Source organism: Alteribacter lacisalsi, from assembly GCF_003226345.1.
GTDB classification, from domain to species: Bacteria; Bacillota; Bacilli; order Bacillales; family Salisediminibacteriaceae; genus Alteribacter; species Alteribacter lacisalsi.
Window position 1 is genome coordinate 542070 of the sequence record NZ_PDOF01000003.1, and the last position, 21873, is coordinate 563942.

The following is a 21873-nucleotide window of genomic DNA, read 5'->3' on the forward strand; positions in this document are numbered from 1 at the left end:
TCTAAACATTTTACTGATTGGAGTGTTGACCCATGGCCGAAGCAGCAAAAACCCTTGATGGCTGGTACTGTCTGCATGATTTCCGTACGATGAACTGGGCCGCCTGGCGCCGCCTGGAATCTGAAGAGCGTGAGAAAATCATTGCGGAGTTCCGTCATCTTCTCGACAAATGGAGCACGACGCAGGAGAAATTTGAAGGAAGCCACGCCCTGTACAGCATTGTCGGGCAGAAAGCGGACTTCATGATCATGCTTCTCCGTCCGACAATGGACGAACTGAGAGAGCTTGAGACGGCGTTTAACAAAACCCGTCTGGCTGAATATACAATTCCAACTTACTCTTATGTGTCGGTTGTGGAACTGAGCAACTACCTTCCGCCAGATGTGGATCCTGAAACGGACCCTGAAATCCAGGCCCGCTTAAAGCCGATTCTGCCTCGCTGGCAGTATGCGTGCTTCTATCCGATGGACAAGCGCCGCGACGGTGACGACAACTGGTACATGCTTCCTATGGAAGAGCGGAAGTCCATGATGCGCAGCCACGGCATGATTGGACGCAAGTATGCAGGAAAAGTACGCCAGATTATTTCCGGCTCTGTCGGCTTCGATGACTGGGAATGGGGCGTGACGCTCTTTGCCCACGATGTGCTTGAATTCAAAAAACTCGTCTATGAAATGCGTTTTGACGAAGTGAGCGCCCGCTACGGCGAATTCGGCTCATTTTACGTCGGTACCCACCTGGACGAAGACAGCCTTCCAAACTTCCTTTACATTTAATCTGCTTTATACGAGACACCGGTTCTTTTTAAGAGCCGGTGTTTTTGTGCACCTGCACCGTCTCTTTCCGGCTTTTCTGTACACTTTCCGCCCTGTTTTGACATATCATACACAACAACGATTTTCAGGAGGGTGTTCCAATGGCGGTGATCAAAGCAAACTCAAATGATATCGCCCTTCTCGCCCGGCTTATCCGTGCGGAAGCCGAAGGGGAAGGTGAACTGGGCATGCTCAAAGCCGGCAACGTAATGGTGAATCGGGTGCGGGTGCGCTGTTCGGATTTCAAGGATATTAATAGCGTGGAGCGAATGGTCTATCAGTCTCCCGGCGGTTTTGAGGCTGTGCAGAAAGGCTATTTTTATCAGCGGGCACGGGAGCGGGATAAGCGCAGGGCACGGAGACTTGTCAACGGCGAGCGTTTCGGCATTGCCGAGCATGCGCTCTGGTTTTACCGGCCTGACGGGGACTGCCCGCCGGAATGGTTCGGCCAGCCGAATACAGGCCGCTATAAACTTCACTGTTTCTTCCAGCCAACTTACGGAGAATGTGAGGAAATATATAACACGTTTTAGAGTCAGCCGGCTCCCGCTCATTCGGGGGCCGGTTTATGTTTTTCAACATAGCCGCTCTGCCTCTTTCATAGTATGACAATAGCGCAGATGCAGCAGTTTATTCTCTGCCATTCCGACTAAGAAAAACCTTTACTAAAACAGGGAGGTGGCGTTGATCGCCGTAATCAAAACGAATTCCAGTGACATTGATCTTCTTGCCAGACTGATGAGGGCAGAAGCGGAAGGCGAAGGCGAACTGGGCATGCTCAAAGCAGGTAATGTCATGGTCAACCGTGTCAGGGTACGCTGCTCTGATTTTGAGGATATCAACGATGTTGAGCGAATGGTATATCAGTCACCGGGCGGTTTTGAAGCGGTGCAGAAAGGCTATTTCTACCAGCGGGCACGGGAGCGGGATAAACGCCGGGCAAGACGGCTCGTTCAGGGAGAACGGTTCGGCATTGCCGAGCATGCCCTCTGGTTTTACCGCCCTGACGGGGACTGCCCGCCTGAATGGTTCGGTCAGCCGAATACAGGCCGTTACAAGCTTCACTGCTTTTTTCAGCCGACTTACGAAGAGTGTCAGGAGATCTTTAATACGTTTTAGCAGAAAGAGCCGGTTTCGCTGTTGCGGAGCCGGCTCTTAATTTTCTGCATAGCCTTTCCTTCCCGTTCATAGTATTACAATAGCGCAGGCGCTGAACGGAGCCATTATTCATATCTCAAAGGTACTGATTTTTAAATTATATAAGGATGTGATTAGATGTATCATCAGTATCCATCGTTTGGACAGAGTGGGTATCGCACGAACGGCCAGGGCATGGGATTCGGCCAGAACGGCCAGCAGTTCCTTCCGGGAACTCCTGAACCGCCTCCGCCGCAGTTCTCCCAGCAGCAGGCCGGCCAGCAGACCGGTCCGTTCGGCTTGACTGCACAGATGCCGGGGCAGCTTCCGATCGAACAGTCTTATATTGAAAACATCCTCCGCTTAAACCGCGGAAAAGTCGGCACGTTTTACATGACATATGAGTTTAACGAAAAGTGGAATGCCAAGATTTTTAAAGGGGTTGTAGAAGCAGCCGGGCGGGATCATATCATCATCAGTGATCCGCAGACCGACAAGCGGTACCTCCTCCTTATGGTCAACCTTGATTACGTCACGTTTGATGAGCCGCTTGAGTATGATTATCCGTTTGATGACGGCCCCGGTGCCCAGCAGCTCGCCCAGTACAGCCCACGGTAACAAAAAACCGGACCTCTTGAAGGGGCCCGGTTTCTTATGTTTGTCATTTTTTCTCCGAAATTTAAGACTGGTTAAATGCTGCGATCATGAGAAGCACCCAGCCTGTCAGGAAGGCAACACCGCCAAGAGGCGTGATCGCACCGAGAACCCGGATACCTGTAAGGCTCAAGGCATAAAGGCTTCCGGAAAAAAGAATGATGCCGATCAGAAAAGCCCAGCCTGCCCCATGAACAAGTCCGGTTGATGCAAGATGTTTCGTAAGGATCGCTACTGCAATAAGTGCCAGTGCGTGAATCATATGATACTGAACAGCCGTTTCAAACGTCTTTAAGTACCCGGTCTGCTCAAGACGGTCTTTGAGCGCGTGTGCTCCAAATGCACCGAGTGCGACAAATAGAAATCCGTTCAGACTTCCGAGAATGAGAAAAAGCTTCACAGCGAGCCACTCCTTTAGGTTTGTGTTTTCCTCTAAAAAGAATAGCACAGACCTTCTTCCAAAGGAAATGGCTTCTTAGCATCATTTGTTCGTGCTTATCTCACTGCAGGCGGACGCTTTCCGCGGGCACCACTTCAGCCTCCTAGGGAAGATTCCTGCTTCTTCCTCTCCCAGCATACCTTCGAAGCGGTCTGCGTCGAAGCAACTCGCAGCTTATTCGTGAAGCAAACGCTCGTCGCTGTAGTCACCGCCTTCCGTTTCATTCCCTGCTTCACAAACATATTACCGATACTTTCGCATCCGCAACTGCTCCTACCTGTTCTGCACGTAGACTCTCAGAGCATTCTCCATCCGCTCTGCTTCCTCGTGCGTTGGACTGATGACGACGATATGGTCTCCGTTTACCTCCAGCTGCACATGTTGGAACCCCTGCCGGTGCAGAAAATCTTTTACATCCTTCGCATCTTCTTTTTCAGCATAAAGCGTGTGGTCTCCTACATAATGTTCGTTCACATAAAGCTCATAACGGTCCTCCGTCAGTTTATCTGTCACCTCTCCTCCGTTAAAAACACGGAAATAAAGCGGAAATCCGACATTACCGGTATTGTTAATCATCACAATTGCTCCCTTCACCCAAGCGTTTTTTTTGGCGACCTGTTTGATTACAACTTGTGCAGTTTTCGTGATTCCATGCATGAAAGTTGCAGCCGATGATTCTGCCTGACTATAATCAGAAAAAAGGCAGGAAAGGGTGAGTACTCAGATGATTCACGTCAGACCGTATACAGTCGAAGATTACGAGTCTCTGCTGGCAATTCAGAAAGAAGCGTTCCCACCTCCTTTTCCCGAGGAGCTGTGGTGGTCCAAAGATCAAATTAAAGCTCATGTGGATACGTTTCCCGAAGGAGCGCTCATTGCCGAAGTGGATGGTCAGCCAGCCGGCTCGGCTACAGGGCTGATCGTGAAGTGGACAGGCAGGCCTCACACGTGGGAGGATGCGGCAGGTGGCGGATATATCACCGCACACGATCCTGACGGGGATACACTATACGGCATTGACGTGTGCGTCAGCCCCCGGTTCCGCGGCAGAGGTGTGGCCGGTGCTCTTTACGAGGCGAGAAAAAAGCTGGTTGCTGATCTTGGGCTCACCCGGTTTGTGGCAGGCTGCAGAATCCCCGGGTACCATGAGCATGCCGGTTTTATGACTCCAGAAGAATACATGGAAGAAGTGGCTTCAGGGCGTCTGAAAGATCTGGTACTCAGCTTTGCCATGAAAAACGGCATGACCCCCCTCCAGGTAATCCGGGATTACCTGGACGACGAAGAGTCGCATAACTGCGCGGTAATGGTAGAGTGGCAAAGGGAAACCGATTAAGTACCTTCTGGATAAATTATTATAGAAAAGACCCCGGTATATCTCCATATACGGGGGTCTTCGTCATCAGATCAGAAATCGAGCAGGTTGTCGCTGCTGCCGTGTTCATCACTGTCGTAAATGTTTTTATTCGCTTTTTTCGGGGCAGGCTTGGCCGGGCGGTCATCAAGGTCACCCATCATCCGCTGCCGCTCAAGGATCTCCATTGCAGATTGCTCTCGTTCAGATGAACTGGACGGGGGCGTCCATGACGTAGGAGCTGATGCGGGCGATGAAGCATCCGGTTCCGATGCAAGCAGCAGATCGCAGTATGTGCGAAGGGCTGTAACATGCTCTTTAAAGCGGTTGTCTGATACATCGCCAGCGGCCACCTTCGCTTTTATACGGTTCAGTTCGTCATCCATTTTTGCTGTGACTGTGCGTGCAGATATATTCATGCTGTACAGTTCCCTCCTCGTACGGTTCACTTTTTGTTCTTCCGCGGGTTCATAAATTATAGGGAAAGTATAGCACACTCTGGTTTTTTACAGAAAATCCGATTAGGGACGTGGATAAATTCTTCTTTGTCACTCTAGTATAAAATCTAAAACACACTAACCTTCGGTCCTATTCAAACAAGAAAGTGCTTAAATATTTATAATTTTTAAAGCCACTTCGCTGCAGGCGGACGCTTTCCGCGGGCAATGCCTCAGCCTCCTCGGGAAAAGCGCCCTGCGGGGTCTTCGGTCATTGCTTTTCCCGCAGGAGTCGCCGCCTTCCGCTTCATTACATGTATTTCATATAGAACCGGCCTTTCAGGTGGCATGTTTACTTACAATAGCTTCTTTGCTGATTGCTAAGCGGCGTTTATGGCCGGAGCGATTTAATGAGACCGCCCAGTACGTAGTCTCAATACAGGCAGCCTACCATGCACCTCTTTATTTCCGCCAGAAGGTAGAGCAGTCTGCCTTATCCTTAATGTTGAATTCAATCATGTTCCCGAGTAATGCATAATCAACCTGCTGGTTCCATTTGATTCGTATAATTTCCTTTGTATGATCGTAGCCGGCCTGCTTAATCTGATCGGAAAAGTGATCGATCGCTACTCTTTCAGGCGCCACGGCTATATGTTTTTTTGAGACGCTGAAGCCCAGAATAAACGTGCCGTGATCGGTAAACATCGGCTGCTTCCACGCAATCTTCTCCTCTAATTGCGGATACTTCTCTTTTACCCAGCCCAGCACTTCTTCCATACGATCCCGGTGATCCGGGTGGTCGATCTGCTGAATAAATTCTTCAAATGTTTCCATACTGGTCCCTCCAACACGCCTCTTTATTAAACTCTTATCGAAAAGATTGTGGTTTTATTACGCTACAGGCGGACGCTTCCCGCAGGAGTCCCCGCCTTTCGCTTCATGATAAATCCTTCTAAAAGCAATAATCAGCAGCTTTTTATTTTCTTCCATCTGGTTATTTTCTCTTATGATACCTGATTCATTCACCTTATCAGAGCTGCTTATTCTGTCAGTTCAATAAACGTTTCCACGTCTCTTGCAACGAGATCGATCGCTCTCTGCCAGAATTCGGGCTCTGTGAGGTCTTCGCCAAGATGTTTCTGTGCAAGGTCTTCCACCTGCATGCGGCCAGTGTCACGAAGCAGGTCGATATAGCGGGCCTCAAAATCCGCTCCCTCCTCTTCCGCGCGGGCGTAGATGCCCATGCTGAACAGATAGCCGAACGTGTACGGGAAGTTATAGAACGGAACGCCGGTTATATGGAAGTGCAGTTTGGACGCCCAGAAGTGCGGGGAGTATGATCCCAGTTCATCACAGTACGCTTCCTTCTGCGCTTCAAGCATAATTTCGTTCAGACGGTGTACGCTTACAAGCCCCTTCTTTCTCTCCTCGTAGAAGCGTGTTTCAAACAGGAACCTGGCATGAATGTTCATGAAGAACGCGATACTGCGGTTCAGCTTATCATCCAGAAGCTGCAGTCTGGCTTCGTCTGAGGATGCCTGTTTTACTGTAGCATCTGCTACGATCATTTCAGCAAAGGTCGACGCTGTTTCAGCCACGTTCATGGCATACCGCTGGGCCATCTGCGGAAGGTCGTTCATCACGTGCTGATGATAGGCGTGGCCCAGTTCATGGGCGAGGGTGGCCACATTGGATGCCGAACCGTCATAGGTCATGAAAATGCGGGACTGCTGTTTTACAGGAAAACTCGTACAGAATCCACCCGGGCGTTTGTCGGAGCGGCTTTCCGCTTCAATCCACCGCTCGTCGAATGCTTTTTGTGAGAAATCGGCCATCTTCGGGCTGAATGAACGGAACTGCTCGACAATCATTTCCGCGGCTTGATTATAGGGAACCTCCTCGGATTCGCTCGTCACAGGTGCACCTACATCGGTCCAGTCCAGTTTCTCTAGGCCGAGAACCCGGGCTTTGCGCTTCAGATATTTGGTGAATACCGGTTTGTTCTTTTCGATTGTCTGCCACATCACGTCCAGTGTCTTTTTCTGCATCCGGTTAATATCGAGCGGTTCTTTGAGGAAATCATCCCATCCCCGCTCTTTGTATGTCTGAAGGCGGAATCCGCCCAGATGATTGAGCGTGTTGGCAAAGAGTTCCGCTTCATCTCCCCACGCTTGTTCCCACTTCTGAGCAACGTACTGGCGCGTACTCCGGTCCTTGCTCGTCATTTTATTTGCAGCCTGACCAACAGAAAACGGCTTTGTTTTCCCGTCTTTTTCAAGTTCAATGCTCATCCGGCCGACAATGGTGTTGTACATGTCACCCCAGGCGTGATAGCCGTCAACGGACAAACCTTGAATCAGTTTTTCTTTGTCTCCCGGAAGCTTATCTTTTGCAGCCCTGCGTCGTTCTTCCAGGTTATATGTAAGCGGTTTAATTTCTTCGAGAGCTGTAAGCTTATCCCACAGCCCATCCTCAATTCCGAGGAGAAGCTCGTCGATCGAAGTCATGATAGAGGAGTAGGATGAAGAAAGCTGTTTTACTCTGCCCGTAAGCAGTTTTGCTCCTTCATCTTTCGTATTCTGGGCTGTCAGGCAGCTGACAAATGCGCCGGATTCTCTCACCCGTTTGGAGATTTCCTGTGCTCGGACGAGTACGTGGACGATGCCGAAGAGATCATCCTCTGTTTCTGGTACTGATTTAGAATCCAGATCTTTTTGAAATTGGTTAATATCGGCTTCCAATGTGGAGAGAAATGCCTGAAAACGTTCTGAATCGCTTCCTCCTGGAAAGATCGCTTCAAGATCCCAAACCTGACGGTATGATTGTGTCATGTTTATTCCCCTTTCTGTTTTTGGTTGAGCAGTGCTGTTTTTTCTTTGACGACCTGGGCGAGGTGATTAATCTGGTCAGACTGATAAATATGAACACCGCTTGAGTCCTCCTGGCAAACGGCGTGCATGGCGGCGGCTACATCCTCTGCGTGGACGGGTCTGTACTTTTCAAGCGGACCAATCATGGCAAAGCCCATCGGCCTGGTGATCCATTCTGCCGCTTTTTCCCCGAACCTGAATTCACTGCGCGGGCCGGTAAGAAGAGACGGACGGAGAATATGCAGAGACGGATAGCCGATCATCACGAGCGCTTCCTCGAGATTCCCTTTCACCCGGCTGTAAAAAAAGGCCGAATCCTTGTCCGCACCGATTGCTGAGATCACAGCAAGCTGCGATGCCCCATTTCTGCGTGCCTGCATTGCGATGGCAAGTGGGAAATGATAATCGACTTTTTCAAATGCTTGTTTTGATCCTGCTTTCTTAATGGTTGTGCCGAGACAGATGAAAATATCATCGGCGGAAAGGGTCTCCTCTTCAAGATCCTCATAGGACAAAATCACTTCTTCGACTGACGGTTCATTCCTAAACGGTGTCTCACGTCTGGACGGCAGGATGATCCTGCTGTATGTATTCCGGCTGAGCAGTTCCCTGACAAGCGCCTGACCAACAAGACCAGTGGCGCCGGCTACCAATGCAGTTTTCACGGACAGCACCTCACTTTACTGTGTAGCTTTACTTTATCACGGGACGAAATCAAAATAAAAGAATATTGAAACAATAAAGCGCGTGGCTCTGTTATGACCAGCAGCACAGCCGGTGCAGGTCCTGAAAACAAACCCCTGATGTATTGAACAGTCAGGGGGTGTTTTCGCCTTGGCTGTCCATGCCGTTCTCAGGCACGGCGGGGATATGGACAGTAAAGGTGGTGCCGATCCCTCTCTCAGATGTGACGAGCACCTGGCCGCCCAGCTCTTCAATAATGCGGTAACTGGTCGTAAGGCCGAGACCGGTGCCGGTCTCTTTTGTTGTATAAAACGGCGTTCCGAGCCTGCTGAGGGTCTCCTCATCCATTCCTTCACCTGTATCCGCAAAGGTAATGACGATTATCTGATCGTTTTTGCGGAAGGTTGTACTGATGGTCAGTCTTCCCCCTCCACCATCCATTGCCTCAGCTGCGTTCTGAATCAGGTTTAAAAAGACCTGCTGGATCCTGCTCACGTCCAGATGGACCGAAGGAAGGCGGCCGTGAAAGTAGGTGTTTACCCGGATATCCCTGTGGCGGAACTGGGACTGGTGAAGCAGCAGCATATCATCCAGAACGAGCTCAAGGTTCGTATCCTGTGCCTTTTTGGTTCCATTCGGGTTTGCAATGTTCATCAGGTCGTTGCAGATGTCATTCACCCGATCAATTTCCTTAATAATCAGGTTGTAATATTTCCTATTTTCCTTTGCTGCTTCACTGCTGCTGTCAAACAGCTGCATAAAACCGCGAATGGTGGCGAGCGGGTTTCGTATTTCATGGGCAACACCGGCTGCCATCTCACCGACAATTTTCAGTTTTTCAGACCGTACAAGTTCATTTTCCATTTTCCTCTTTTCAGTCAGGTCGTGAAAAACCACAAGCATCTCCTCATGATCGGATGGATCGGTCAGTGTTGGCAGGGAGGTAACGCTCACATAAAAGTAACGCTTATCTCCGTGTATGTCACATTCAATTTCATCTTTACGGCGGATCTGCTCTTTTCCCAGAAGGGAGACCAGATCTGCGGCTCCGAGAAAAGCTTTGAAAGCATCTGATTCCTTTGAAACGGCGCAGCCTTTGGCGCCGATCACCTGATTACGGCTGATGCCGAACACTTTCTCGCTCTGCCTGTTAAACATCGTGACTTGCCCGTTCAGACGGTTCATAGCAAAAACACCGTTGTCTGTGGTGTCCAGAACAAGTGAGCTTTTCCGGTGCCCCCGCTCCCGTTCCTCAAGCTTTCTGGTCATGTTGTCAAACGTATAATTAAGCCGGTTTACTTCTTCATACGCCTGCACGTATTTAGGCGTTTTCTTCGAGCCAAACGCCACGTTTTCCGTAACATCCACGAGATGTTCAACGGGTCTTACGATGTAGCGTGAGAGCCTGAAAACCGCAAACGTGACGACGAGGAGCACAAGTCCGAATACAATCAGATACTGATTCAGGAGCCGGCTCAGTGGAGCATAGAAATCATCTTTCTCTGCGGCTACGCCTGCGTACCAGTCATTCTGAAATCCGGGCATAGTGGAAATTTTCCTTAAGGCATGCACTTCCGAATCATATGTAATGAGGCCCTCACTGTCGATGACGGTTTGGAGCTCTTCACGGGAGGTGTCGAAACGCTCAAAATAATTCACAGACAGACTTTTATCAGGATCGGGATGGGAAATCACTTCCCCGCTGCCGTTAATGAGAAATGCATATGTATCTGAATCGCCGGCCTGCTGTTCCCGATTGAAATTCTGCATCGTACTTGTGAGTTCATCCAGGTCAAATAGAGGTGTAATAATCCCGGTCATTTCACCTTGATAATTGTAGACCGGCGCTGAAAGCACGATGACGGACTCATTAATGACAGGAGAGTAATACATCTCTGAAACATAGGCCTCTCCCTCCATTGAGCGGTTAAACCAGTCTCTGTTGGTCACATCGGCGCCGACTGTGTCGTCGTTCGTGTCTGCAATGACGATTCCGTCCGTATTGGTCATGACAACACCGAAGTAAAGATCATGAACATTTACAAATTGATTGAACTGCTGTCTCATTTCCTGGCTGCTCGCTTCATTGTCCATAAGGACCGGGTTTCGTGCCAGGTACTCCACATCATACAGCCGCTCTCTAATAAACCCTTCAATCTCTGCACTCATACCTGATGTGTGGGCCGAAAGGGAATCTTCAAGGTTTGCGGTCAGTTCATTTTTCTGTGTGAGATACCCCATAATGCCGATCACAAGAAGAGGAATAAACGTTACGAGCAGGAAGAAAATGAGCAGTTTCGATTTTAGCGTCTGAAACATGAAAATTTCTCCCTGATTGTCATATTTCCTCTCATTATAGTACATAAGACGGGGGAATTATATGAAAAACGACAATTTTCCCGCTGATTCTCTTTCCCACAGCAGAAAGCCGCCTGGATGAACAGGCGGCTTCGGGTATGACAGTCTGGTTACATTCTCTTTATTATCTCTGGTCCATGTAATATTTGATAATAGCCTGCGTGCCCGCGTTTTCCTCTCCACCTTCAGCCAGTTGTGTGTACAGTTCCTTTGCCAAGTGGAGACCTGGGGTCTCGAGATTCATTTCTTCCGCTGCTTCAATGGCGATTCCCATATCCTTTATAAAATGCTTGATAAAAAAGCCGGGACTGAAATCCTCTTTAATCATCCGGGGAACAAGGTTACTGAGCGTCCAACTTCCAGCCGCGCCCGTTTCAATACTCTGAAGCACCTTCTCAGGATCGAGACCGGCCTTATAAGCATAGGCAAGTGCCTCACCTGCGCCGGTCATCGTGCCGGCTATGGCAATCTGGTTGCACATTTTCGTATGCTGTCCGCTGCCGGCCGGGCCCTGATAGACAATATTTGTCCCAAGGCACGACAGGACCGGCAGTACAGCTTCGAATTCGGCTTCGTCGCCGCCAGCCATAATAGCGAGACGCTTCTCCCTCGCTCCGATATCGCCGCCTGAGACCGGGGCATCAAAAACAGGGATGCCCCGCTTTTTCCCCTCTTCACAAAGAGCCTGTGCAAGTTTCGGTGTTGAGGTGGTCATATCCACGCAGCGGGTGCCCGGCTTGGCATTGGCAAGAATCCCCTCTGTGCCGTGATATACTTCTGTCACATCCTCGGGATAGCCTACGATGGTAATTACAATATCGCTTTTTTCTGCCGCCTCACCGGGCGTGCTGCACCAGGCTGCACCTTTTTTTATGAGCGGCTCGGCCTTGCTTTTTGTTCTGGTATAAAGATGCACGTGATAGCCTGCTTCGATCAGGTGCGTGCACATGCTTCTTCCCATTACACCTGCTCCGATAAATCCAACGTTCTGTGTCACTGGTGATTCCTCCTTTTGGCTATACTCAGACGAAAGTGTCCGGATCCTGGCTGAATCTGTGATTCCGGTTCAGGCTGTCGATCCGCCTCATGTCATCTTTCGTGATTTCAAAATCAAAGATATGGGCATTTTCCCTTATCCGTTCGGGGGTAACAGACTTCGGGATTGTAACCACGTCCTTTTGCAGATCCCACCGGAGAATAAGCTGGGCGGGACTTTTCCCGTACTTCTCCGAAAGTTCCTGTATAAGCGGTTCCTCAAAAATCCGGCCGCGGGTTAAGGGACTCCATGCTTCCAGCTGAATGCCCTTCTCCCTGCAGAAGCTGTGCAGTTCCGGCAGTGTGAGGAACGGGTGAAATTCCATCTGATTCACTGCAGGTGTTACTTCCGCATCTTCCAGAAGCGTCTCCAGATGATGCACGTTAAAGTTGCTCACTCCGATGGCTCGGACTTTCCCCTCCCGGTACAGCCTCTCCATGGCACGCCATGTTTCCTTGAACTTCCCTGTAACCGGCCAGTGGACGAGATAAAGGTCAATCACATCAAGGCCCAGTTTCTCCCGGCTCTCTTCAAATGCTCCCAGCGTTTCATCGTATCCCTGCCGGTCGTTCCAGACCTTTGTAGTTACAAATATCTCGTCACGCGGGACCTCAGCTTGTCTGACTGCCCGGCCCACCCCTTCTTCATTTTCGTATACGGCTGCAGTGTCGATCATGCGGTAGCCCGCTGCAAGGGCTTCATGAACCGCTCTGCCCACTTCTTCTCCGTCACTAGCTTTATATACACCAAGGCCAAGACGAGGCATCTGTACTCCGTTATTTAACGTCACTTTTTCGATTTCAGCGCTCATTTACTTTCCCTCCTGGCTAATCTGCTCTGTTTCTATAGGAAGTTCCCATTTCACCGGTGAGATCCCGTTTGCCTTGAGTGCTTCGTTTGCACGTGAAAACGGAGCACTGCCGAAAAATCCCCGGCGGGCCGAAAAGGGACTCGGATGCGGTGATTCAATGATAGTGTGGCGGCTGTTGGTCAGCAGCTCCTTTTTCCGCTGGGCGTGTTTGCCCCAGAGGATAAAAACGACCGGGGTTTGCCGTTCATTGAGGCAGCGGATTACTGCATCCGTGAACGTTTCCCAGCCGATTCCCTTATGGGAATTCGCGTCCCCTTTGCGGACGGTAAGAACAGTATTCAGAAGCAGCACGCCTTCTTCCGCCCACGGCTGCAGACAGCCATGCTCCGGTACAGGGCAGCCAAGATCCCCCTGAAGCTCCTGATAGATATTGCGAAGGGATGGCGGCACACGCACACCGGGACGGACAGAAAAACTCAGTCCGTGAGCCTGGCCGGGACCGTGATAGGGATCCTGACCCAGGATCACGACTTTCGTGCTGTCATAGGGCGTCGTCTCTAGGGCGTTCATCACTTCTTCTTTAGGCGGAAAAACGGTGTGCTCCAGGTATTCCTTTTTCAGGAATTCACGCAGTTCCCTGAAATATGGCTTTTCTGTTTCATCGTTCAGCTCTTTCCACATTGTTACGGTTCCTCCTCCGTTTTTGTGTATTATTCTCCGTTGGCAGGAAGAGGCTTTTTCATCTGCCATTCATCGCGAATGGCCACCCCGTCTGTACTTTTCTCAGGAATGGAAGGCTTTTTCTCCCGGCAGGAAACGACCGCATCGGGGCGGATTCCTGTCAGCCGATAGCCCCGCTTCTGATAGAAATGAAGAGCGTGTACGTTATCGTTTGTCGTGACGAGACAAAGTTCTTTCAGTCCGCTTGATACGGCGTCATTCTCCGCAAGCTCCATCAGGCCGCCCCCGATGCCGCGCCGCTCAATCAGACTGTCGAGAGAAATGATTTCCCTTATTCCTGTCTGCCCGTGGTCGAAAAATGTGACGGCTCCGATAATCGTATCGTCTCCGTCAAGAGCGACGAAACCTTCCAGTTCGCTACAGTTATATTCACCGTGGGAGTATACCATCCGGCAGTCCCCCCACTGGTCAGTAAAGAATGTCTTCAGTTCGTCACGGTGATCATTGGTGATCCGTTCCATTTCGAATGTATCCATGTTAAATCAAACTCCTTTTTGCTGCTTTTGACGCTGGATATGCTTTAATCCTTCTCTTTCACTTAGATTTGAGAGCTCTGTCTTTTCAATGAATGCTTCAACTGCTCCAGGATTTGTTTTCGAATACTCCCGAAGCGCCCAGCCTATCCCCTTGCGGATAAAAAAGTCAGGGTGTTCCCTGTTCAGGCGGCAGTAGCGAAACAGACGCTCTTCGTCCGTTTTCTTCTTGTATTTTAACTGATAGAGAATCGCGGTGCGTCTGAGCCATTTGTTATCATCCTGGGCCCAGTCGTCTGCGTACCCGAGTTGTTCCGGGTACTTCTGAAAATATACCCCGATCACATTCGGCGCAATCCCGTCGACGGAATCCCACCATGAATTCGTGACAGTCAAATGCCTGAAAAAGGCGAGGTGATGCTTCTCATAGACTTTTTTCATCCGGGCTGTTATTTCTATCACTGTGTAATGAAATTCTCGTTCAGGCAGACTCCAGATCTGCTTGAGATCATCTACCGGCAGCTCGTTTCTTTTATGTATGCCTGTCTCATTGAGGAACTCTCTTGTGAGCACTTTACGCTCAGGTGATTTTATTCCGAGAAAATGAAAGTGGTTTTTCATGTAGTTTTCCATTGCTTCCCTGTTTGCTTCGTTTTTGTGCTCCCGGAACATGGCTTCCAGTTTTTCTTTTAACATAGGATCGTCTCCTTTGTGCGGCTGGACTGCATGGCTGTTTACGTTTTTTAATAAGCTGTGGAAAAATGTGTTTTACTCCGCTGCAGGCAGGCGCTTTCCGCGGGCATCGCTTCAGCCTCCTCAGGAAAACCACCCTGCGGGGTCTTCAGGCGACGCTATTTCAGCAGGAGTCACCGCCTTACGCTTCATGCAATTGGTTACGTGTGAGAAATTAAAGGTGCAGCCTGTAGCGGAGCTTCTGCTCTCCGTCCATATTCAGCCTAGCAAAAAAGACTGTACGGCTCAGTTGCCCGTACAGCCTTTTACTAAATTGTATATATTCGTTAAATGACCCTAATTTTCCTGCATTTCAGGCGGTTTAAGGGCGTGATTCAAGCGTCCATTTCCGGACGGTCATCTCTGCCGGTCCGCTGCTTCCAAAGGAAATACGGTGGTTTTCGAGCGAAGGAAAATAACGTGCCGTAAACACTTCTTCCCCGCCGTTTACGAAGACTTCAAGAGAAGACGTATCGAGAAACAGGCGAAGTGACCGGAGTTCCTCCAGATGACACTGCCTTTTTTCAGTCAGACGGTCTGCGAAGTTTTTCCGCTCCAGTGTAAGGACAGCCGCTTCTCTATCGAAAATGAGGCGGGCCTCTCCGCGGAGATCGATTTCAAATAACGGTACTGTACTGTTCAGGTCCACTTCCAGCTCAAGGACATCTCCTGATACTCCTTCAAGTGTCACGTCTCTGCCCTTCAATGCCACACCTTCATGAACCACTTCATTTGCGCGGAGCGCCTGGAGCTCTTCAGCAGGTTTTTGAATGATCCGGTCCCCATGCAGCTGCAGCTCACGGGGAATGGTGAGACAGTGAACCCATCCGTTCTCGATTGTCGGGTGCTGGTCCTCCTGCTGATCGGGAACTCCCATCCAGCCGACCAGAATCCGGCGGCCATTTTCGTCCACCGTCGTCTGCGGTGCGTAAAATTCGAATCCTCTGTCCAGTTCATCGAAAGCGCCATGGTGAAAAGCAGGAGACTCAAGGTCCAATTCTCCGACAAAATACCCTGCCTGATAGACATTCTGATAGTGCATCCCTTCAGGTTCAAGACCTTGAGGAGAAACAACGAGCACATCCTTGTCACCAAGGGGAAACAGATCCGGGCATTCCCACATATAGCCGAAATCCTGAAGCGGGGCCAGTCCTGAACCAGCCACAGGCCCAAGGTTCGTCCACTCTCGTCCATCATCGGAACGATACAGGAGCGCCTGGCCCTTCATATCCTCTGTCTGAGCGCCGATGACAAGGTACCAGCGTCCGTTCTGCTTCCACACCTTCGGATCCCTGAAATGAGCTGTAAAGCCTTCCGGGAGCTCGTCGATAACCGGCCCCTGCTTCTCAAAATGAATGCCGTCTTCAGACTGGGCGATGCACTGATAGGAGGAGCGATTTCCTTCGTCATCCTTGACATTACCGGTGTAGTAAAGGGTGAGACGGCCGTCCAGATCAACGGCACTGCCAGAGTAGCAGCCGTTTTTTTCGTACCATTCACTCGGCGCAAGAGCTATCGGCTGATGCGTCCAGTTTACGAGATCCAGTGAGATATAATGCCCCCAGAACTTCGCTCCATGGCCGGTTTTGAACGGATTCCACTGATAAAACATATGATACGCGCCGTTCCACTGGATCCATCCGTTCGGATCGTTGATCAGACCATTTGGAGACATCAGGTGAAACCGCAGCCGGTACGGATCCGCTTCCACACGACTCCTGCTCTCCTCTGCTTCTTTTAGGGCCTGATCGCGTAACTGCTTCTCTTTTTCCGTCATCACTTACACCTCACCGTTTTCATCTAAAATACGGTTTACCTGCTCGAGCGTAGGCAGTGCTGTCATTGCTCCCTTGGTTGAGGCAGCAAGCGCACCGGAGACACTGGCGAACCGGGCCATTTTTCCAGCTTCTTTGGCCGTCAGGCTTCCAATTGGTTTTTCGCTCATGTGAAGCTGATAAAGCATACCGGAGACAAACGCATCCCCTGCGCCTGTGGTATCCACGGCATCCACCTTCATGGCAGGCACGTGCGTGTGGTCACCATTGATGAACACATGGCTTCCCTCTGCTCCCATTGTGACAAGCAAAAGCGGGATGTTGTACTGAGCCAGTGCGTCAACCCCGGTTTCAATCTCTCTCTCACCGGTAATGAATGCGAGTTCCTCTTCCGATATCTTCACTACGTCTGCTTCACCAAGCATGGAGATAATCGCTTCACGGGCAGCCTCTTCGCTGTCCCAGAGCATCATCCGCAGGTTCGGATCGTAGGAGACAATCGCCCCTTTTTCCTGCGCCAGGCGGACCGCTTTTTTCGTTGCTGATCTCGCCGGTTCGCTGATCAGGCTGATCGATCCGAAATGAAGCAGGTTGTGATCGTCAAACAGAGACTCGTCCACTTCATCTTCTTCAAGGAAACGATCTGCACTCGGGTCGATATAAAAATCAAAGCTGCGCTCTCCGCCTGCATCAAGCGTTACGAAAACGACACCGGTTCTCACTTCCTCCGAAAAGTACATCCGGTCTGTATGGACCCCATATCCACCAAGGGTCTCTTTCAGGAAATGACCGAGCACATCCTCACCTACTTTTCCAAGAAACGCTGTTTTCGCACCGAGCTGTGCCGCACCTACAGCCACATTTGCCGGTGCACCGCCTGGGCTTTTCTGAAACGCTGTGTTTTCGCTGTCCAGAGGGATAAAGTCGATCAGAGCCTCTCCAAGACTTACAATTCCTTTATTCATATTGCATCCTCCATTCATCTGCTGCAGTTTAACTAAGTTTATGTTGCCACATCCCGCTGCACCCTGCAATGAACAAAACACCATTACGCTATTTTTTAGCTTTTCCTGTCCTGCCGGTATTATCTCCTGTGTATTTTTTGCCCCGTGAAACCAGGCCCTTCCGTGGAAAAAAAGCGTCAACATTGTTAAAATAAACAATACCAATCACTTTTATCGGAATTCAGCTTATATTAGTAATAGAAAGGGCGATTTGATGACAAAAGTCTATATTATTCACGAAAACGACGAGTGGACAGCGCCTTTGAAAGAGGCTTTGACCGAGATCGGTGTGCCTCATGAAGACTGGCATTTTGCCCACGGAACGGTGGATCTTCAGGCAGAGCCTCCGGAAGGGATCTTTTATAACCGGATGAGCGCCTCCTCCCACACGAGGGGCCACCGCTTTGCGCCGGAGCTTGCCCAGGCTGTTATTGCCTGGCTCGAGAGTCACGGCCGGACTGTACTAAACGACAGCCGTGCTCTCCAGCTTGAGCTCAGCAAGGTTCTCCAGTATGAGAAGTTAAAGCAGTTTGGCATCCGGACACCGGATACAGTTGCTGCAGTCGGGACTGCACAGCTGGCCAAAGCCGCGCAGTCCTTCCCTGCACCGTTTATTACCAAACACAACCGGGCCGGAAAAGGGCTCGGCGTAATGCGGTTTGATACTGCAGAGAGCCTTGAAAAATATGTATCCGGTGGCGTATTTGATGATTCCGTTGACGGTATCACTCTGCTCCAGCAGTTTGTGGATTCGCCGACGCGCACGATTACCCGCTGTGAATTTATCGGCGGCAGGTTTCTTTACGCAGTCAGAGTGGACACCTCTGAAGGGTTTGAACTCTGCCCGGCGGAGGCGTGTGAAATCGGTGAAACCGTTGAGGCGTGCCCCGTGTCAGGGGACGAAGAGCCGGAGAAGCCGCGATCGAAATTCGAGATTATTGATGAATTTTCAAGCCAGCTGATTCAAAAATATGAAGCATTTCTTGCTGCAAACGGCATTGCATTTGCGGGAATTGAGTTTATTGAAGATGCCAACGGCACTGTTTATACGTATGATGTCAATACAAATACAAACTATAACCCTAAAGCAGAAGCTGCTGCAGGGGTTTACGGTATGAAGGAATTGGCTGCTTATCTGAAAAAGACACTCGAGGCCAGTACTAAAGGCGGCACCGTCCATTCCTGATCCCGTATGAAGCGTCCCTGCACGACAAAGGACGCCTGATTTAGTACACTTAAAAGAAATCACCGCACTGTTTTAGGAGGGACGCCCTTATGAAACCAATTGATCCCCGGAAGGTACAGGAAACGATAAACCAGAACGCAGGCAAAGAACTTTACGTACACCTTGAAACCACCAACGGCGCTTATGCGTCTCATAAAAATCAGGGATTTTTCTCTGTCGGAACGTTTCTCAGAAATGCCCGGATCAAATATGTGCAGGGTAAAATTACTGGCGATGGGCCATACCGTCTCGGTCTTGAGCTTGAAGGAGGCTGGGCCTATGCTGAAGGCCTGACCGACTGGGAGATTGATGATCAGAACCAGATCCTTTTTGCCGGACACGACCCGGATGGAAAGCTCGCGATTGCCTTTCAGCTTAGCGAAAAGCCCTTCCGTAAATAAACCTGCACGGATGCTGCCCTGCAGCATCATGAAGTAAAAGTGCCAAAGGATGTGACTACGATGGAAGACCATGTACTCGTAATATTCCCTCACCCGGACGATGAAGCGTTCGGGGTTGCAGGAACAATTCTGTCACACACACAAAGTGGAACGCCGGTCACATACGTTTGTCTCACCCTCGGTGAAATGGGACGGAATATGGGACGGCCGCTTATTGCCAATCGGGAAACTCTTCCCGACATTCGTCTGAAAGAACTGGAGGAGGCCTGCCGGCTTCTCGGCATTGAAGACCTTCGCCGTTTCGGCATGCGCGATAAAACGATTGAGTTTACCGATGATGCGCTTCTAATTAACCGGATGTCTGATGTGATTGATGATGTGAAGCCGTCGCTGATCATTACCTTTTATCCGGGCTATGCTGTGCATCCCGACCATAATGCCACTGCAGCTGCCGTGATTCAGGCAGTGAAAAAAATCAAGCCTGAGGACCGTCCGACTGTGCACGCTCTCGCCTTCTCGGAAGGGTGCGAGGATATCCTCGGTGAGCCTGACATCGTTCACGATGTCAGCCGCTTCTCCCAGCAGAAAATGAAAGTGATTGAAGCACACCAGTCCCAGACAGCCGGCGTGTTCCAGACGATGAAACAGCGCTTCCTCGACCATGATGAAACGGTTCTGGAGCGGATGAACACAGAACGTTTCTGGACGTTTCCAGTGGACCAGAGTTAAATAAAACGATGAGAGGGTACCCTGCACGGGCATCCTCTCTTTTTATTCATCGACGGCGAAACTGAACCTCTGGGCTTTTTTCGCTGCCGATTCGTTTATATTTATGCGGGCTGACAGATTTACTGAAGCTCCAGAACCAGCTCTGCTGCATTGCCCCTGATTTCCTCAATCACAAGGTCTCCATCAAGGTTTTCTCCTTCTTCACCGTAATGTTCAGTAACCCAATCACGCTGTGACGAGTAATAAGGGGCAAATTTCACCTTAAGTTCCATCGCTGCATCCTCATCCACTTCGTCAGGATAATGCACGCGGACTTCAAAAGAACCGTCTGGATTCACTCTTTCTGTGTTTTGAAACCCTACAGCGATATAGTCTGGCAGGTGTACCATTACTTCGAGAGAGGCCCCTTCAAGAAGGTTCGTCTCACCTGTAATGTAAAAATAGCGGTCATCCTTCTCAATGGAAATGCCGTCCATCCTCACATTCAGCTCACCTTGGTCATCCGGGAAATTCCACTCTGGCGTTTCCGTTTCCACAGTGGCAAATGTTCCCTCCTCAGGGGCAAAGAATGCACTGGCTCTCGCTACATAGTTCTCATCGGCACCTCTGTTATCATCCCGGTAAATGTAGACCCCTTCCAGTGTTTCACCAAATTCACCGTAATGGGCAATCACATCCTCCTCCCGCTGGTTCGAAGGATTGAACTCCACCTCCACTTCCAGAACCGTGTCGTACAGCTCGGGATTACGGAGGGAGAACTCGGCTGTGCCATCCTGCTCCACCTCTGTAAACTGGTAGCCTCCCCCTATGGAATAGTCCTCTGACCAGAGCTGGGCTTTAACCCGGGAGCCGGGTAAAAGGTTAGTGTCTGCTCTGACGACAATTTCATCTTCCTTTTCCTCAATTTCGGCTTCGATCCGGATCTCCATTTCACCCTGATCGTCAGGTGCGTCTCCTGGGGCCTCCGGTGTATCAAAAGACACCTCTTCCCGCTCTGAGTCATCCTCTTCTGGGTTGTCTTCTTCGCTGTCATCATCCGGATTTTCTTCCTCTTCTTCCGGCTCGTCCTCTTCTTCAGAATCTTCTTCCTGCTCTTCCGGAGTGGTATCTTCTGCCTCTGTTCCTGCTTCTTCTTCATTATCGCTGCAGCCTGTCATAATCGAGGCTGCAAGGAGTGCGGTTCCTGCTGCAGTTATTAAACCTGTTTTCTTTTTCATCCTGTCTCGTCCCCTCCGTCTGATTTGCTTTACCAGATTAACACAAAATTCCAATACCCAAAACCGGGATAAATGACCCCTTTTTACGCCAAAACGAGACTTTATGCCCATTAAATATTTACTGGGTATTATACAGCTTTTCGGAGGATTCCTGGAGAATGTTTTCTTTTATTGAAGGAGCCAAGCACTCGTCATCTCTCATTACATCTGAGCGGACACAAAAAAACGCCCTCCTGCACCTGCAAGTGAGGGGACGTGTTCTCTAGGCTTCTTCTTTTTTTATTGCTGCACGTTTATGCGGCAGGGTTTCCTTTACAGCCTGCTCCAGATTTGCGAGTAGTTTCCGTTTTGACAGCAGGGAAAATGTGAATGTCCGGTACTGATGACGCATGCGGGCGGTCACTTCTGCTGTCAGTCCGTCCACTTGCCTCCTGACGATATGGTCTGTTTCCAGAACCGTCCGGATCTTTCTGAACACCGGTACAAACAGAAAATAGGAATCGGTCATCACAACGTAGCCTCTCCGGCCGTTCCCGTGCCTGTATCCCTTTACAATACAGGTGACTTCTTCATTTACCATGGACTGTGCTTTCCTTCTTGCGATCTCCTTCGCTGCCATGTCAATTCCGAAAGTCAGGATCAGCGCTGCTGCCACACTTCCTAGTGCGTATGCAGCTGAATATTCAATGACAACTACCGGAACGAGCAGGCCGAAAACGAGCCAGCTTAATACATATCTAACATAAAAACCGGTAAATGGACCGTTCATAATATACACCTCTTTTCCAATTGAGCGTTTAGTTTAAAACTATACCAGAACAGCTCATAATATTCAAAGTTTACTGAACTGTTCGACAAATGTTCTTTGGACTCATGTTCTTTCACCAGAAACCGCAAAATACGTGAACTCATCTCATTCCCTTAATCTGTGAATTCAAACCTTTTCCCACTTACTATTGTTACGCAAAGGAAAAGAAAAAA

The 21873-nt window shown here is 49.9% G+C and carries 24 protein-coding genes; 8 read left to right on the top strand and 16 right to left on the bottom strand.

Annotated features, from left to right (window positions below; translation table 11 throughout):
* The first annotated feature begins 32 nt into the window (after positions 1 to 32).
* The 4 genes from hemQ to gerQ all read left to right on the top strand — a co-directional run bounded on the left by hemQ (position 33) and on the right by gerQ (position 2570).
* Complete coding sequence (hemQ, locus tag CR205_RS17430; RefSeq protein ID WP_110521416.1) at positions 33 to 776, top strand: hydrogen peroxide-dependent heme synthase; 744 nt, start codon at positions 33 to 35, stop codon at positions 774 to 776.
* Between the two features lie 140 nt (positions 777 to 916).
* Complete coding sequence (locus CR205_RS17435; protein WP_110521417.1) at positions 917 to 1348, top strand: cell wall hydrolase; 432 nt, start codon at positions 917 to 919, stop codon at positions 1346 to 1348.
* Positions 1349 to 1502: 154 nt separating this feature from the next.
* Positions 1503 to 1934 (top strand): cell wall hydrolase, encoded by a 432-nt coding sequence (locus CR205_RS17440; RefSeq protein ID WP_110521579.1) that lies wholly within the window; start codon positions 1503 to 1505, stop codon positions 1932 to 1934.
* A 156-nt stretch (positions 1935 to 2090) separates the two neighbouring features.
* Positions 2091 to 2570: a spore coat protein GerQ gene (gerQ, locus tag CR205_RS17445; protein ID WP_110521418.1), complete on the top strand. Its 480-nt coding sequence runs from the start codon at positions 2091 to 2093 to the stop codon at positions 2568 to 2570.
* A 61-nt stretch (positions 2571 to 2631) separates the two neighbouring features.
* On the opposite strand, the gene CR205_RS17450 is transcribed toward gerQ, so the two are convergent.
* Both CR205_RS17450 and CR205_RS17455 read right to left on the bottom strand, forming a co-directional pair.
* Positions 2632 to 3006: a DUF423 domain-containing protein gene (locus tag CR205_RS17450; RefSeq protein ID WP_110521419.1), complete on the bottom strand. Its 375-nt coding sequence runs from the start codon at positions 3004 to 3006 to the stop codon at positions 2632 to 2634.
* Between the two features lie 312 nt (positions 3007 to 3318).
* Positions 3319 to 3621 (bottom strand): hypothetical protein, encoded by a 303-nt coding sequence (locus CR205_RS17455; protein WP_142669907.1) that lies wholly within the window; start codon positions 3619 to 3621, stop codon positions 3319 to 3321.
* Positions 3622 to 3769: 148 nt separating this feature from the next.
* Here CR205_RS17455 and CR205_RS17460 point away from each other — a divergent pair, with 148 nt between their 5' ends.
* Entirely contained in the window at positions 3770 to 4381 is a 612-nt protein-coding gene (locus tag CR205_RS17460; RefSeq protein WP_110521421.1) for a GNAT family N-acetyltransferase, read from the top strand.
* Between the two features lie 71 nt (positions 4382 to 4452).
* Here CR205_RS17460 and CR205_RS17465 read toward each other — a convergent pair whose 3' ends face one another.
* From CR205_RS17465 to CR205_RS17525, 12 genes are all read right to left on the bottom strand, one after another.
* Positions 4453 to 4818: a DUF5327 family protein gene (locus CR205_RS17465; RefSeq protein ID WP_110521422.1), complete on the bottom strand. Its 366-nt coding sequence runs from the start codon at positions 4816 to 4818 to the stop codon at positions 4453 to 4455.
* Between the two features lie 480 nt (positions 4819 to 5298).
* Entirely contained in the window at positions 5299 to 5670 is a 372-nt protein-coding gene (locus tag CR205_RS17470) for an iron chaperone (RefSeq protein ID WP_110521423.1), read from the bottom strand.
* A 206-nt stretch (positions 5671 to 5876) separates the two neighbouring features.
* A complete protein-coding gene (locus CR205_RS17475; RefSeq protein WP_110521424.1) occupies positions 5877 to 7667 on the bottom strand; it encodes a M3 family oligoendopeptidase in 1791 nt (596 codons plus the stop codon).
* A gap of 2 nt (positions 7668 to 7669) precedes the next feature.
* Positions 7670 to 8371, bottom strand: a complete 702-nt coding sequence (locus CR205_RS17480) for an NAD-dependent epimerase/dehydratase family protein (protein WP_201745410.1) — start codon at positions 8369 to 8371, stop codon at positions 7670 to 7672.
* A gap of 151 nt (positions 8372 to 8522) precedes the next feature.
* Entirely contained in the window at positions 8523 to 10709 is a 2187-nt protein-coding gene (locus CR205_RS17485) for a sensor histidine kinase (protein WP_161524827.1), read from the bottom strand.
* Positions 10710 to 10872: 163 nt separating this feature from the next.
* Positions 10873 to 11745, bottom strand: a complete 873-nt coding sequence (locus tag CR205_RS17490; RefSeq protein ID WP_110521427.1) for an NAD(P)-dependent oxidoreductase — start codon at positions 11743 to 11745, stop codon at positions 10873 to 10875.
* A 25-nt stretch (positions 11746 to 11770) separates the two neighbouring features.
* Positions 11771 to 12595, bottom strand: a complete 825-nt coding sequence (locus CR205_RS17495; RefSeq protein WP_110521428.1) for an aldo/keto reductase — start codon at positions 12593 to 12595, stop codon at positions 11771 to 11773.
* Positions 12596 to 13276 carry a uracil-DNA glycosylase gene (locus tag CR205_RS17500; RefSeq protein ID WP_236634879.1) on the bottom strand — a complete coding sequence of 227 codons (681 nt, stop codon included), beginning with the start codon at positions 13274 to 13276 and terminating at the stop codon, positions 12596 to 12598.
* Positions 13277 to 13305: 29 nt separating this feature from the next.
* On the bottom strand, positions 13306 to 13812 hold the full coding sequence (locus tag CR205_RS17505; RefSeq protein ID WP_236634880.1) for a GNAT family N-acetyltransferase: 507 nt from the start codon (positions 13810 to 13812) through the stop codon (positions 13306 to 13308).
* A 6-nt stretch (positions 13813 to 13818) separates the two neighbouring features.
* The gene (locus CR205_RS17510; RefSeq protein ID WP_110521430.1) at positions 13819 to 14505 is read right to left on the bottom strand and encodes a DNA alkylation repair protein; all 687 of its coding nucleotides are present in this window, start codon (positions 14503 to 14505) and stop codon (positions 13819 to 13821) included.
* Between the two features lie 358 nt (positions 14506 to 14863).
* Positions 14864 to 16318 (bottom strand): glycoside hydrolase family 32 protein, encoded by a 1455-nt coding sequence (locus CR205_RS17520; protein ID WP_201745411.1) that lies wholly within the window; start codon positions 16316 to 16318, stop codon positions 14864 to 14866.
* Positions 16319 to 16321: 3 nt separating this feature from the next.
* Complete coding sequence (locus CR205_RS17525; RefSeq protein WP_110521433.1) at positions 16322 to 17281, bottom strand: aminoimidazole riboside kinase; 960 nt, start codon at positions 17279 to 17281, stop codon at positions 16322 to 16324.
* A 253-nt stretch (positions 17282 to 17534) separates the two neighbouring features.
* On the opposite strand from CR205_RS17525, the gene CR205_RS17530 reads away from it, so the two are divergent.
* The 3 genes from CR205_RS17530 to bshB2 all read left to right on the top strand — a co-directional run bounded on the left by CR205_RS17530 (position 17535) and on the right by bshB2 (position 19675).
* Positions 17535 to 18506 (top strand): ATP-grasp domain-containing protein, encoded by a 972-nt coding sequence (locus tag CR205_RS17530; protein WP_110521434.1) that lies wholly within the window; start codon positions 17535 to 17537, stop codon positions 18504 to 18506.
* 89 nt (positions 18507 to 18595) lie between these two features.
* The gene (locus CR205_RS17535) at positions 18596 to 18946 is read left to right on the top strand and encodes a YojF family protein (protein ID WP_110521435.1); all 351 of its coding nucleotides are present in this window, start codon (positions 18596 to 18598) and stop codon (positions 18944 to 18946) included.
* Between the two features lie 60 nt (positions 18947 to 19006).
* Positions 19007 to 19675, top strand: a complete 669-nt coding sequence (gene bshB2, locus CR205_RS17540; protein WP_110521436.1) for a bacillithiol biosynthesis deacetylase BshB2 — start codon at positions 19007 to 19009, stop codon at positions 19673 to 19675.
* A 119-nt stretch (positions 19676 to 19794) separates the two neighbouring features.
* On the opposite strand, the gene CR205_RS17545 is transcribed toward bshB2, so the two are convergent.
* Positions 19795 to 20892, bottom strand: coding sequence for a hypothetical protein (locus CR205_RS17545; protein ID WP_142669908.1), 1098 nt, complete (start codon positions 20890 to 20892; stop codon positions 19795 to 19797).
* 262 nt (positions 20893 to 21154) lie between these two features.
* Positions 21155 to 21661, bottom strand: coding sequence for a hypothetical protein (locus CR205_RS17555; RefSeq protein WP_110521439.1), 507 nt, complete (start codon positions 21659 to 21661; stop codon positions 21155 to 21157).
* Positions 21662 to 21873: the final 212 nt, after the last annotated feature.